The sequence below is a fragment of the Gemmatimonadota bacterium genome (genome assembly GCA_030747075.1).
Lineage (GTDB): Bacteria > ARS69 > ARS69 > ARS69 > ARS69 > ARS69.
Genome location: JASLLL010000008.1, coordinates 16,970 through 29,802, shown reverse-complemented (window position 1 = coordinate 29,802; position 12,833 = coordinate 16,970). Strand labels below are relative to the sequence as shown.

The following is a 12,833-nucleotide window of genomic DNA, read 5'->3' as shown; positions in this document are numbered from 1 at the left end:
AACCCTCCGCTTCTGTGCGGGACTTTACTGCATGACCTGAATCGCGAACACATTCTGCAGGAAGAAGAGCGCAATGTACGAGACCACCCCCGCGATCACCGGCGTGGTCACCCATCCGGCTGCGATCTCTCCCAGTACGCCGTACCGAATCCCGCGTCCGCCCTGCAGAATCCCCAGCCCGAGTACCGCGCCAATGACCGCCTGCGAACTGGACACCGGCACCAGCGGGATCGCCGGAAGCCCATGGCTGATCAGCCACGCCGACAGTCCTTCGCTGGAGAAGAGATAGAGCACAACCGCCTGGGACAGCACGACGATCAGCGCCATCTGCGGCGTCAGCTTCAGCAGGCTGCCGCCCACGGTCTCCATCACGCGCCGCGAGTAAGTGAACACTCCGACCGAGATGGCCACCCCGCCGATGAGGAAGAGTTGCTGCGTACCGGTCAGCGTGAAGACGCCCCACAGAGTGAGATCCTCGAACGGCGCCACCGGCACGAAGACCCCCATGACATTGGCGATGTTGTTTGCGCCGAGACTGTACGACCCGAACGCGCCTGCCCCGATCAGCCCCCACCGGACGACCATGTCTTCCCAGAGCATATGGATCGGGAAACGCTGGAAGAGCGTCTTGAACACGGTATGGAAGAGCATGGCGAACAGGGCCGCCAGCAGGGGACACGCCACCCAGGTCGTCACGATCCGCGTGAGTGCGCCCGTATCCGTCGGGGATCCCGAGAAGAAGTTCCACCCGATGATCGCGCCCACAATGGCCTGCGAGGTGGAGACCGGCAGTGAGAGGCGAGTCATCGCGAAGACGGTGAAGCCCGCCGACAGCGCGACCATGAACGCGCCGCCCAGCGCATTGACGGCCCCCAGTTTCCCCAGCGTATGGGATGCCCCCGCGCCACCGACCACCGCACCGACGATCAGGAATGCGCTGCAGATGAACGCGGCCGTCGTGAACCGGACCATGCGCGTGCCCACGGCCGTGCCGAACACATTCGCCGCGTCATTCGCCCCCAGAGACCAGCCGAGAAAGAGCCCGCTGGAGAGAAAAAACAGCAGCACTAGACGGTTCTCTTGATGGCGTAGATGGAGAGTCGGTCGGCCACATCTTCAGCCGCATCGGACACCTGATCGATGTTCAGCGCGAAGTAGCGCAGGTGGATCTTGTGCGCCAGATCGACATCCGCCACGAAGATCTTCCGTTTGAGATCCATGGCGAGCCGGTCGCCTTCCTTCTCGTGGAAGTAGGCCTTGTGCAGGTGGTCGTTCACTCCGTGGGGGTCCCGGAAGAACTTTCGTGCGGCCAGCACCACCGCTTCCGCCGTGTGCTTCGCCGCCTCCGCGAGGTCCGTCCACTCCCTGGTCAGACCGGGGATCATCTCCGGCCGTTCCACAAGGAACAGACTCAGCGTGTTCTTGGCGATATTGAGGATGTCATCCATCGTTTCCAGAAGCCCCAGCACATCTCCCCGGGACTCTGGTATCAACGAGTGACGATAGAGGTGCCCCTCGATGGACCTGCGCAGATCATCGGCGCGGTTTTCCAGCACGCCGATGGCCTGATAGCGCGTCTCGAACCGCTCCATGTCTCCCGAAAGATAGTCCGCCACGCCCTGCTGGAAGACCAGGGCGCCCTCGCTGACCGCATCCAGAAAGTCGTCCATCTGCGCGGCCAGTTCCCTGGTCTGCTTGAAGAGAATCGACATGGCTTTCACTCCTCGACTGAAACACAGCCGACCCGTTTCTGAATGGGCGGGCGACGGCAATGTCCCCCGATGACGGACCACAATACTGTTCCGGTGACTGTATGATAAGAGATCTTTTCGGGGGGGCTCCACGAGGGAGGGCACCCGAGGGCGTCGAGCCTATGCCAGTCAGGCTTGCCGGATGAAGCTCAAGGAATGGTACGATGTGTGGGGGCAGGTCAACACTCCACATCTCCTTCCATGAACCGGGAGTATTCAGACCTCATGCAACGCGCCGCACATCGACTACTCATCACGGCGGTTCTCCTCCAGGCGGCCTCGGCGGCACCCGGCGGGGCCACCGACTGGCCCGCGGATTCGGGCGTCGAGATCGGGCGCATGGGCGAACCGGGAGGACTCCCGGGCGGATTCGAGCCCAGCGGCGCGGTCTGGCACGCCGGACGCAATCGCCTGATCGTGGTGGATGACGGCGGCATCGTCTGCGAACTGAATCCGGCCGGAGGACTGGTGTCGTGGGATCTGGGCGGGGACCTGGAGGCCGTGACGCTTGCGGATCCTGCGGGGTCCATCGTCTTTGTCGGCGTCGAAAACCCGGACGGAGTCGTGGAGTTCGATTTGGCAACCGGGGCGCCCACCGGGAACGCATGGGATCTGACGCCCTGGCTTCAGGGGCCGGGCAACCAGGGGCTGGAAGCCCTGACCTTTGTGGACGGCCTCTTCTACGCGGGTCTCCAGGACAACGGGGACCTCTTCATCTTCGACCTGCAGGCGGGCGGGAGCGTTCAGCACCTGGGAACGCGAGCGTCTCACGACGGGCGGGACGACCTTTCGGGAATGCACTACGACGCCTGCACCGGCGTCCTCTACGCCATCCACGACAGCCACGATGTCATCGTGGAGACCCTCGCCGACGGCACCTTCCTGCGTGAGTACGATCTCGCGGGAGACAATCAGGAGGGCGTCGCGCTGATCGGTGAGTCCGGGGATTCGACGACAACCCTCTTTATCGCGGAAGACGCCGGTGAAGTGTGGCAGTACGGAGGCTATCCGGTGGACCCGTGCTCCCCTTCCGTCGGGGCGGCGATCGGAAACGAAGCCGCGCCGAGTCCGGCGGCCGGGATTCGCGGGTGCACCCCCAACCCGACCCGAGGGGGTTCATGGATCCGCTACGACCTCCCGCGCGCGTCAGAAGTCGTGCTGGGCATCCACTCCGCGTCCGGTCGAATGGTCAGAACGCTGGAGGACGGCACACTTCCCGGCGGTCGGCACCGAAGCCGGTGGGACGGCCGGAACGACGCGGGGCGACCCGTGGGCGCGGGCGTTTACTTCTGTCGGCTTCGTGCGGACGGGACCACCTCGGCGCGACGCATCATCGTCCTGCCGTAGGGCGCACATCCGTCAGCAAGTCCTCAAACACCGAGTCCGCCAGCAGAAGTCCGCGTTGAGTCAGGCGAAAGCGCCCGCCCCCCGTCGCAAGCAACCCGGCGGCCCGGGCGGTTTCCAGCACGGCGGTGATTCGCTCGCGCGCAGGCTCCGGGAGACGGGCCAGTCGTGCGGTGGCGTCGATCCCCTCCATGAGTCGAAGGCCCAGGTAGAGATCCTCGGCAGCCCAGGTCCCCTCGTCCAGAATCTCCCGTTCCGCGGTCGCGTCCTCTCCCGATTCGATTCGCGCAATGTACGCATCGAGATCCGCGACATTCGTCCAGCGCGCGTTCCCCGCGTGGGACGCGGCACTGGCGCCCACGCCGATCGCGTCCAGACCGCGCCACGCATCGGCGTTGTGTCTGCACTCGCGGTGAGCCCGAGCGAAGTTCGAGATTTCGTAGCGCTCCAGTCCGTACCGGCCGAGGACTTCGCCCGCGTCGTCGAACATGTCCGCTCGTGTATCTGAATCCGGAAGACGCACGCGCTCTTCTCGCAAGTGACGAGCGAGCCGGGTTCCTTCCTCCGGTGTCAGCTCATACACGCTGACATGCTCCGGGGCGAGCGCGGCCACCTCCTCCACTTCGGCCGCCCACGACGCGGCATCCTGCCCCGGCGTCCCGAAGATGAGGTCGATTGCGATATTCTCGAACCCTGCGGCACGCGCCGCTTCGTATGCGCGAAGGCTGTCCCCGGGGGAGTGCGTCCGCCCCAGCGCACGAAGCCGAAGGGGACGGGTGGCCTGAAACCCCAGCGTCAGGCGATTCACCCCGGCTTCGCGGAACCCCGCGATCCGCGACGCGTCCAGGCGGTCGGGGTTCGCCTCGAGGCTCACCTCTGCATCCGGTTCCAGGCCAAACGCCGCGGCCGCCGCACGGACGACACGCGCCACTTCCGCCGGTTCCAGCACGGCGGGCGTCCCTCCCCCGAAGTACACGGACGAGAGAGTCCTCCCCGCGAACGGCACGCGGTCCGCCGCACGCCCGATCTCCGCAACCAGCGCATCCACATACCGTCCGCGCAGCTCGGCGCGGCCCACGACGAAGTAGAACGCGCAATACGGGCACTTCGAGCGACAGAACGGAACATGAATGTAGAGTCCGATGCTCAAGAGCCTCTCCCGCGACAGGATTCGTTCAGCTTCCGCCGTTCGAAGAGTACACGCTGTCCGCCTGAGCACACGCAGGGGCAGCGATCGACGGGAGACAGCGCTACCGGTCGATCTTCAGCACCGAGAGAAATGCTTCCTGCGGAACGCGGACGGTGCCCACCTGCTTCATCCGCTTCTTCCCTTCCTTCTGCCGCTCCAGGAGTTTCCGCTTCCGGGTAATGTCCCCGCCATAACACTTCGCGGTCACATTCTTGCGAAGCGCGCGCAGGGTCTCCCGTGCGATGATCTTCGAGCCCACCGCCGCCTGCACCGCCACCTGGAACTGGTGCCGAGGGATGACTTCCTTCAGTTTCTCGACGAGGCTCTTCCCCCACTCGTAAGCCTTGTCCCGGTGCACGATAATCGACAACGCGTCCACCGGTTCCCCGTTCAGCAGGATGTCCAGCTTGACCATTGGAGAGACCTGGTAGTCCGAAAACTCGTAGTCGAAGGATGCATATCCGCGGCTGATCGACTTCAGCTTGTCGTAGAAGTCGAAGATGATCTCCGCAAGCGGAAACTCGAAGTGGATCACCACACGCGTCGGGTCGATGTACTCCATCCCGCCATGGGTGCCGCGTCGCTCCTGTCCGAGCTTCATCATGTTCCCGATGTAATCCGTCGGCACGACAATCTCGGCACGAACCATCGGTTCTTCGATTCGGTCGATGTCTGCGGGGTCTGGAAGATCGTTTGGGTTCTCGATCTCCACCATCGTCCCGTCTTTCCCGTACACGCGATAGGGAACCGTCGGAACCGTACCGATGAGTCCGAGATTGAACTCGCGCTCCAGGCGTTCCTGCACAATCTCCCGGTGCAGCAATCCCAGGAACCCGCAGCGAAACCCGAACCCCAGCGCAACGGATGTCTCCGGTTCATAGTGGAGCGACGCATCGTTCAGGCGCAGGCGGTCCAGCGCGTCACGGAGATCTTCGTAGTCCTCCGTGTCAATCGGGTAGAAGCCGGAGAACACCATCGACTTCGCCTCGGCATAGCCCGGCAACGACTCAGACGCGGGATTCGCCGTGTCGGTGATCGTGTCTCCCACCTTCGTGTGCCCGATGTTCTTCACACCCGCAATGACATAGCCCACATCCCCCACACCCAGCGTCTCGCACGGGACCATTCCGAGACGCAGCGTCCCCACTTCCGTGACGAGATACTCGCGGGCGTTCGAGAGAAAGCGAATCGTCATGCCAGCGCGCAGCTTCCCGTCCACAACGCGAACATAGGCCACCGCACCGCGATACTGGTCGAAGGCCGAGTCGAAGATGAGCGCACGAAGCGGAGCGTTCGTCTCTCCCGACGGGGGTGGGATCCTCTTGATGATCTCGGGAATCAATGCGTCCACGCCCAGACCGTCCCTGGCGCTCACGCGAAGGACATCCCCCGGGTCTCCACCCAGGAGGTCCAGCACCTGCGCGGCCGCGCGTTCCGGATCCGCGCCGGACATGTCAATCTTGTTCAGCACCGGAATGATGGTGAGATCTCCCGCAATCGCCAGATGCAGGTTCGAGATGGTCTGCGCCTCCACGCCCTGACTGGCGTCCACCACAAGAACCGCTCCCTCGCAGGCCGCCAGGCTCCGCGACACCTCATACGAGAAGTCCACATGCCCGGGAGTGTCGATGAGGTTGAGGACATACTCGTGGCCGTCGGGTCCGGGATGGGTCATGCGAACCGCGTGAGCTTTGATCGTGATCCCGCGTTCCTTCTCCAGGTCCATATCGTCGAGAACCTGCCCCTGGGCCTCCGCCTCGGACAGCGTGTGCGTCAGCGCAAGGAGTCGATCGGCAAGCGTCGACTTGCCGTGATCAATGTGCGCGATGATGCAGAAGTTCCGGATCTTCAATCGATCAAGCATCACGACTCGCCCGCAACCTCCGACGCTTCGTCAGCCGGAGACACCCCCGCCGACGCTTCGTCAGCCGGAGACGCGACCTCCGCCACTTCGTCAGCCGGAGACACGCCCGTCGAGTGGTAGATCTCCGAATAGTCCGTCGCGATCCAGTCCCCGATCCGAGTGATGCGCGGCTTGCCAAACGGCAGCGAAAGCACGGTCCGGAGCACTTTGTTCCGGATGCCGCCGATGAGGGCCGGAGGGTCCGATGCACTCCATGACCAGTACAACACGAACGCACGGCCCACGACGCGGTTCTTGTCCAGAAACCCGAAGTAGCGACTGTCCGCGCTGTTGTGACGGTTGTCGCCCATCATGAAGATGGCGTCATTCGGAACCGTCACCGGCCCGAAGTTCGGGTCCGAGTGCAGCGAAGGCTTCAGCGCTATGTAGGGTTCGTGCAGGGGTTCATCTTCGATGTGGAGAACATCGTCGCGCAGTTCCAGTGTCTCCCCGGCGACCGCGACGCACCGCTTGATGTAGTCCTTGTTCGACACCGGCGCCTTGAAGACGATGATGTCCCCGCGCTTCGGATCGCGGAAGCCCGGCAGGCGAATCTCCGTAAAGGGAATCTTCGCGCCGTAGGTCAGTTTGTCCACGAGCAGGAAATCACCCACCAGGAGCGTGTCCTCCATCGAACCGCTCGGGATGCGAAACGCCTGGAAGAAGAAACTGCGGATGAAGAGCGCAATGAGCAGCGCCCAGAAGATGGTCTTACCATTCTCCCAGTGACGGTTGGGGGGACTCCCGGAAGCGGAACCCCGACCGCGCTTCCCCCTGTTCTTGTGTCCGGCCATGCAGCCTCCCCCGCTTCTCCCGCCTTTGCGGCGGATGATCATTGTCTGCGCTGCTCAATGAGCCACCGCGCGGTTCTCCCGGCGGTCTGCAAACTAAAACGCGATCCCCACCGCAATGGTTCCCTCGTGGGGGTCCACTTCCGCGAACAATGTGCGACTCTCCTCCAGATCCTCCTCAAAGTCTCCGAGGTGAGCGTCAATGTATGCGTCCACCGCGCTGTAGAAGGCTCCCAGAATCGACCAGAAGACCAGGTTCCTCCGTCGGCTGAAATGCTCCTGCGCGCGATCCTCCAGCCACGCTTGCGTCCCGGCGTCCGCGGCGTTCACCGCGCGAGACTGAAAGTCCGTCGCGCGGCGGGATTCCACCAGAATCCCGGTGTACAGATACGCCTGCACCGCAAAGATCACGGATGCCTTGACGGGCCGGTCATTCGTCATCTGCCCCCATGCGGGCACCACCGCGCTGCGCACTGCGCGGGCGAAGGGGCTCGGCGGTTCCACGACCTCCGCGGCGGAAGAGAGTGCCGCCATGCTCAGCACCCATGCCGCAACGGCCATGGCACCGCCCCACGCGCGGAAATGGCGGGAATGCGTGGGAATCGAACCCACCTCGGATGGTTTTAGCACCCGACGGAAGGATTTGAAGTCCTCGAGGTTCACCAGAACCTACCCATTCCCGTCCGGTTCCTTCCTGTGCGCACCAGTCAATCCACGGTGGCTACGGCGTCGATTTCCACCGCAACCCCCATCGGAAGCCCCGCGACCGCGACGGTCGCGCGCGCGGGTCGTCCGGTGGAAAAATGCCGCCCGTACACTTCGTTCATCGCCGGGAAATCGGCCATGTCCTTCAGATAGACCGTGGTCTTCACGACACGGTCCAGCGAACTCCCCGCCGCTTTCAGCACGGCCCGCAGATTCTGGATCACGCGTTCGGTCTGCGCCTCCATCCCGCCTTCCACCAGCACGCCCGACTCCGGATCCAGCGCGATCTGCCCGGCGGTGTACACGAACCCGCCCGCACAGACCGCCTGGCTGTAGGGGCCGATAGCGGACGGCGCGGATTCCGTTGAGACAATGCGTCGGTCCATGAGCAGGCTCCCCCTTCCGGTGCGGCGACCCGGCAGGATAGGGCCAGACGCCCTGGAGTGCAAGGAGCGGACTACTCTACGGTCACGCTCTTGGCGAGGTTGCGGGGTTGGTCGACATCGCACGCCCTGAGGACGGCCACATGGTAGGCAAGAAGCTGAAGCGGGATGACCGACAGAATGGGCATGAGGCAGGGAATCGTCTCGGGGATCAGAATGGTGTGATCCGCCTTTCGCGTGATCTCCGTCTCCCCTTCCGTCGCGATGGCGATCACCCGGCCGCTCCGCGCACGAACCTCTTCGATGTTCCCGATGACCTTCTCGTAAGCGCGGTCACGCGGTGCGATAAAGACCACCGGCATGTTCTTGTCGATCAGCGCGATCGGGCCGTGCTTCATCTCGGCCGCCGGATAACCCTCCGCGTGAATGTAGCTGATCTCCTTCAGTTTGAGCGCACCCTCCAGCGCCACGGGGAAGTTGTAGCCGCGCCCGAGGTAGAGGAAGTTGTCGTGCCCGGCGTATTCTTCCGCGATCTTGAGAATCTCGTCGTTCTTCTCCAGGATTCCCTGAATCCGTTCCGGCAGGAGCTGCATCTCCGAGATGAAGCGACGCCCCACCTCGCGGTCCAGCCCGCGCAGGCGGGCAAACGCCAGCGCCATCAGCGCCAGCACCGTAATCTGCGCCGTAAATGCCTTTGTGCTGGCCACGCCGATCTCCGGACCCGCGTGAATGTACACGCCGCCGTCAGACTCCCGGGCGATGGTTGACCCGACGACATTGCAGATCCCGAGTGCGTTTGCACCCTTCATCTTGGCTTCGCGCATGGCCCAGAGAGTATCCATGGTCTCTCCGGACTGGCTGATGGCCACGGAGACCGTGTTCGGCGTGATGATGGGATTCCGGTAGCGGAACTCCGATGCGTACTCCACCTCGACCGGGATTCGTGCCATCTCCTCCATCATGTACTCGCCAATGAGCCCCGCGTGCCACGAGGTCCCGCACGCGGTAATGATGATGCGCTCAACATCACGCATCTCCTCGATGCTCATGTTGAGTCCGCCGAGGTGCGCACTCACTGTGGGTTCGTCGAACCGCCCGCGCATGGCATTCCGCACAGTCTCCGGCTGTTCGAAGATCTCCTTCAGCATGAAGTGCGGATAGCCGCCCTTTTCGATCGCGCTCAAGTCCCACGCGATCTCCTCAATCTCCTTCTGCACGGAGACGCGGTCGAGGCTTGTTGTGGCAAAGGTGTCCCGCTCCACAACCGCCATTTCGTGATCGTCCAGGTAGATCACCTGCCGAGTGTGATGAAGAATGGCCGCCACATCCGACGCGACGAAGTTCTCCTTCTCGCCGATGCCCAGCACCAGGGGACTTCCATTCCGCGCGGCAATGATCCTGTCCGGATCCTCTGAACTGACGACCGCAATCCCGTAAGTTCCTTCGACACGCTTCAGCGCCCGGCGAACGGCCTCTTCCAGGTCTCCGTCGAAGTAGTGCGCCACGAGTTGTGTCAGAACTTCCGTGTCCGTCTCCGTCTCAAAGACATGGCCCGCTTCCACCAGTTGGCGTTTCAGCGTCTCCCAGTTCTCGATGATCCCGTTGTGGACCACCGCGATCGTGCCGGATGCGCCGGTATGCGGGTGAGCGTTGCGAGTGGTGGGGGCGCCATGCGTGGCCCAGCGCGTGTGCCCGATGCCGACCGTGCCGGAGAGATCCGCGCCGTTCCCGGCGATCAGCTTCTCCAAGTTTACGATCTTCCCGGCCGTCTTGCGCGTGGTGATGCCGCTGCCGTTGAGAATACTGATTCCGGCGGAGTCGTATCCGCGATACTCCAGCCGCTTGAGCCCTTCCAGCAGGACGGGAAGCGGTGAGTTGGATCCAATGTATCCTACGATTCCACACATGGGCCTGACTCCAGGTTCAGTCTACACACCCACCCGCTCCACTACGACCCCGAAGAGGACGGCCGCACTCCTTCCACAATCTCCCGCGTCCGGCGAACCAGCGCCTCCACAAGATCTTCCGTGCGAGCCTCGGCAAGAAGCCGGAGAATGGGTTCCGTGTTCGATTTCCGCAAATGCACCCATTCGTCCTCGAAAACGAGCTTCAGGCCGTCCGTCGTGTCTGTCCGGGCGTCCGGGAATGCCCGACCAAGAGCCGAGAGCGCCTGATCCACATCCACCCCATCGGCATCAATCTTCGCCTTCTTCATCACCGTGGCGGGAATCCTCCCGGCAAGCGCGGAAAGTGGCGCGCCCGCCCGGGTCAGCGCGTCCAGAAGGAGCGCAATCCCCAGCAAGCCGTCGCGGCCGGGATTGACGGAAGGGGCGATGACACCGCCGTTTCCCTCTCCGCCGATCTGCGACCCCGTTTCCAGCATTTTCTCGGTCACATGGACTTCCCCGACAGGCGTTCGCAGCACGCCGCGCCCGTGCCGGGCCGCCACCTCTTCGATGGCCATCGTGGTGGACACATTCACGACCACATCTCCACGGACGCGCGGCAGCACCGAGTCCACCACCACCGCCAGCGTGACCTCTTCCCCGATCGGCCTTCCCGTTTCGTCTACGGCAGCCACGCGGTCCGCATCCGGATCCAGCGCGAAGCCGGCATCCGCACCGCGATCAGCCACGGCAGCGGCCAGTTCGGTGAGGTTCTCCGGAACGGGTTCGGGGTTCCTGGGAAACCGACCGGTCGGCTCCGCGTAAAGGAAGGATGCCTCCACGCCGAGCCGCGCAAGCAGGAGTGCGGCGATCTCCCCTCCCGCACCATGCACGCAATCTACCACCACGCGAAACCCGCGGCCGCGAATGGCGTCCACATCCACCAGCGGGGACTCCAGTATGCGGTCCACATGGCGAGCCGTGAACTCGTCGCGAAACTCGAACGACCCGATCCCGTCCCAGTCCGCCCAGGGAGGGTCGCCTGAGTCGATGCGCCGCCCGAGATCCGCCCCTTCCGATGCAGTCAGGAAGATCCCCCGTGACGACAGGAACTTGAGCGCGTTCCAGTCCGCAGGATTGTGGGATGCGGAGATCTGGACGCCGCCCACCGCCCCCAGTTCCCGGACCGCCACCTCCACCGTGGGGGTGGAAACGATCCCGAGATCCGTGACATCGTTTCCGGCAGCCATCAGCCCGGATGCGACGGCTCGCAGGCACATCTCTCCGGACACGCGCGAGTCCCGGCCCACGACGACGGTCCCGGACCCCAGGAATGCGCCGAAGTGTGCCGCCATCCCGGCCAGACGCACGGGGTCCAGTCCGCGCCCCACAATGCCGCGCGCTCCCGAAACGGAGAAGATGAGACCGTCCAAGAGTCCTCCAGGAATCTGCGGTTTCCGGGGCAGTCGGCCCGGGGAGGGAATGGAGCTGGTGAGCGGAGTCGAACCGCTGACCTACGCATTACGAGTGCGTTGCTCTACCAACTGAGCTACACCAGCATGTCCAGACCCTGCACGCGGCCGTTGCGGCGGACGACGGAGTGGTGAGCCGGCCCAGAATTGAACTGGGGACACCAGGATTTTCAGTCCTGTGCTCTACCAACTGAGCTACCGGCTCGTGCCTGCCTCCGAATCGTCCCGAACCCTGCCTGCCGGAACCTGCCGTACTTTGCCAATCTGCATTCAGGCGGGAATGCAGGCTAGAGTATCGTCCCGTCCGTTGTCAATCGCGAGCGAACGCGGTCAGGCCGAATCTCCGTACCCCCCGGGGTGCATCGACCGCCAGCGCCAGGCGCTCTCCAGAATGTCCTCCAGGCTCGCGTGGGCCGGAGCCCACCCCAGAACCTTCCTGGCCCGCGCGGAATCCGCCACCAGAGCGGGAGGATCTCCCGGGCGCCTTGCCTCCACCCGCGTGCGGAGCGTCTTCCCTGTGACTGTCTCGGCCACCTGAACGACCTCTTTCACGGAAAACCCGGCCCCGTTCCCCAGATTGAACGCGCCGCCCTCTCCCCGATCCACGGCGTCCATGGCGCACAGGTGTGCATCGGCGAGATCCAGTATGTGGATGTAGTCCCGGATGCAGGTCCCGTCCGGTGTGGGGTAGTCCCCGCCGAAGATCGCCAGTTCCCCGCCTTCCGCCGCCGCGTCCAGAACAAGCGGGATGAGATGCGTCTCCGGGTCGTGATCCTCCCCCCTCTCGGCGGAGGCTCCCGCAGCGTTGAAGTAGCGGAGCGAAATCACACGCAACCCCTTGAGGCGACGATACCACTGGAGGATGCGCTCGAAGGCGAGCTTCGACTCCCCGTAGACATTCGTCGGTTCCGTGGGGAAGTCCTCCGTGATGGGCGTGCGGTCCGGTTCCCCGTAGGTCGCCGCGGTAGAGGAGAAGACAAAGCGATCCGCGCCGGCCGCCATCGCCTCTTCCACCAGGTGGATTCCGGCCGTCACATTGTTCTCGAAGTAGTGGCCGGGCTTCTCCATAGACTCCCCGACGAGGCTGGACGCGGCCAGGTGCATGACGGCATCCAGTCGACGGCCGCCCAGTGCGGCCGCCAGAGCGGCCCGGTCGCGCAGGTCCACATTCAGAAAGTCCGCATCCGGAGGAACCGCAGCCCGGTGCCCGCGACTGAGGTTGTCCAGAACGACCGGGTGATGGCCCGCCTCCAGAAGGCGCTCTGCCACCACGCTCCCGATGTATCCGGCGCCGCCAGTGACCAATACTTCCATGTTCTTGCACCCCCTGGGAGGTCTTGCCGACCGGCGCCTCCAGACCCGCGGCAGACTCTATGGGCGAGGCTCATGCGCTGTCAACGAACGGCCGA

The 12,833-nt window shown here is 64.0% G+C and carries 11 protein-coding genes and 3 tRNA genes; 1 reads left to right on the top strand and 13 read right to left on the bottom strand.

Features of this window, described 5'->3' with window-relative positions; genetic code table 11:
• Window positions 1-24: 24 nt before the first annotated feature.
• Both QF819_04265 and QF819_04260 read right to left on the bottom strand, forming a co-directional pair.
• Window positions 25-1,068 carry an anion permease gene (locus QF819_04265; GenBank protein ID MDP6802375.1) on the bottom strand — a complete coding sequence of 348 codons (1,044 nt, stop codon included), beginning with the start codon at window positions 1,066-1,068 and terminating at the stop codon, window positions 25-27.
• Window positions 1,068-1,712, bottom strand: coding sequence for a DUF47 family protein (locus QF819_04260; protein ID MDP6802374.1), 645 nt, complete (start codon window positions 1,710-1,712; stop codon window positions 1,068-1,070). Before QF819_04260 ends, QF819_04265 begins: the two co-directional genes overlap by 1 nt.
• A gap of 264 nt (window positions 1,713-1,976) precedes the next feature.
• On the opposite strand from QF819_04260, the gene QF819_04255 reads away from it, so the two are divergent.
• The gene (locus QF819_04255; GenBank protein ID MDP6802373.1) at window positions 1,977-3,098 is read left to right on the top strand and encodes a FlgD immunoglobulin-like domain containing protein; all 1,122 of its coding nucleotides are present in this window, start codon (window positions 1,977-1,979) and stop codon (window positions 3,096-3,098) included.
• Here QF819_04255 and hemW read toward each other — a convergent pair.
• From hemW to galE, 11 genes are all read right to left on the bottom strand, one after another.
• On the bottom strand, window positions 3,082-4,245 hold the full coding sequence (gene hemW, locus QF819_04250; protein MDP6802372.1) for a radical SAM family heme chaperone HemW: 1,164 nt from the start codon (window positions 4,243-4,245) through the stop codon (window positions 3,082-3,084). The genes QF819_04255 and hemW overlap by 17 nt on opposite strands.
• Before the next feature lie 100 nt (window positions 4,246-4,345).
• Window positions 4,346-6,148 (bottom strand): translation elongation factor 4, encoded by a 1,803-nt coding sequence (gene lepA, locus QF819_04245; GenBank protein MDP6802371.1) that lies wholly within the window; start codon window positions 6,146-6,148, stop codon window positions 4,346-4,348.
• On the bottom strand, window positions 6,148-6,981 hold the full coding sequence (gene lepB / locus QF819_04240; protein ID MDP6802370.1) for a signal peptidase I: 834 nt from the start codon (window positions 6,979-6,981) through the stop codon (window positions 6,148-6,150). The genes lepA and lepB overlap by 1 nt, the downstream gene beginning before the upstream one ends.
• A gap of 93 nt (window positions 6,982-7,074) precedes the next feature.
• Entirely contained in the window at window positions 7,075-7,539 is a 465-nt protein-coding gene (locus QF819_04235) for a DUF5683 domain-containing protein (protein MDP6802369.1), read from the bottom strand.
• Between the two features lie 22 nt (window positions 7,540-7,561).
• A tRNA-Sec gene (locus QF819_04230) sits at window positions 7,562-7,659 on the bottom strand.
• Window positions 7,660-7,685: 26 nt separating this feature from the next.
• Window positions 7,686-8,069, bottom strand: a complete 384-nt coding sequence (locus tag QF819_04225) for a RidA family protein (protein ID MDP6802368.1) — start codon at window positions 8,067-8,069, stop codon at window positions 7,686-7,688.
• A gap of 71 nt (window positions 8,070-8,140) precedes the next feature.
• Window positions 8,141-9,973: a glutamine--fructose-6-phosphate transaminase (isomerizing) gene (gene glmS, locus QF819_04220; protein ID MDP6802367.1), complete on the bottom strand. Its 1,833-nt coding sequence runs from the start codon at window positions 9,971-9,973 to the stop codon at window positions 8,141-8,143.
• 41 nt (window positions 9,974-10,014) lie between these two features.
• Window positions 10,015-11,385: a phosphoglucosamine mutase gene (gene glmM, locus QF819_04215; protein MDP6802366.1), complete on the bottom strand. Its 1,371-nt coding sequence runs from the start codon at window positions 11,383-11,385 to the stop codon at window positions 10,015-10,017.
• A gap of 50 nt (window positions 11,386-11,435) precedes the next feature.
• Window positions 11,436-11,511 (bottom strand) — tRNA-Thr (locus QF819_04210).
• A gap of 42 nt (window positions 11,512-11,553) precedes the next feature.
• Window positions 11,554-11,629 (bottom strand) — tRNA-Phe (locus QF819_04205).
• Window positions 11,630-11,754: 125 nt separating this feature from the next.
• Window positions 11,755-12,738, bottom strand: coding sequence for a UDP-glucose 4-epimerase GalE (galE, locus tag QF819_04200; protein ID MDP6802365.1), 984 nt, complete (start codon window positions 12,736-12,738; stop codon window positions 11,755-11,757).
• Between the last annotated feature and the right edge of the window lie 95 nt (window positions 12,739-12,833).

What these genes read in the sequence shown, in the direction of transcription:
- glmS (MDP6802367.1), bottom strand. Translation starts at nt 9,973, where the DNA reads ATGTGTGGAATCGTAGGATACATTGGATCCAACTCACCGCTTCCCGTC.
- QF819_04260 (MDP6802374.1), bottom strand. Translation starts at nt 1,712, where the DNA reads ATGTCGATTCTCTTCAAGCAGACCAGGGAACTGGCCGCGCAGATGGAC.
- galE (MDP6802365.1), bottom strand. Translation starts at nt 12,738, where the DNA reads ATGGAAGTATTGGTCACTGGCGGCGCCGGATACATCGGGAGCGTGGTG.
- lepA (MDP6802371.1), bottom strand. Translation starts at nt 6,148, where the DNA reads ATGCTTGATCGATTGAAGATCCGGAACTTCTGCATCATCGCGCACATT.
- QF819_04235 (MDP6802369.1), bottom strand. Translation starts at nt 7,539, where the DNA reads ATGGCCGTTGCGGCATGGGTGCTGAGCATGGCGGCACTCTCTTCCGCC.
- lepB (MDP6802370.1), bottom strand. Translation starts at nt 6,981, where the DNA reads ATGGCCGGACACAAGAACAGGGGGAAGCGCGGTCGGGGTTCCGCTTCC.
- QF819_04255 (MDP6802373.1), top strand. Translation starts at nt 1,977, where the DNA reads ATGCAACGCGCCGCACATCGACTACTCATCACGGCGGTTCTCCTCCAG.
- QF819_04225 (MDP6802368.1), bottom strand. Translation starts at nt 8,069, where the DNA reads ATGGACCGACGCATTGTCTCAACGGAATCCGCGCCGTCCGCTATCGGC.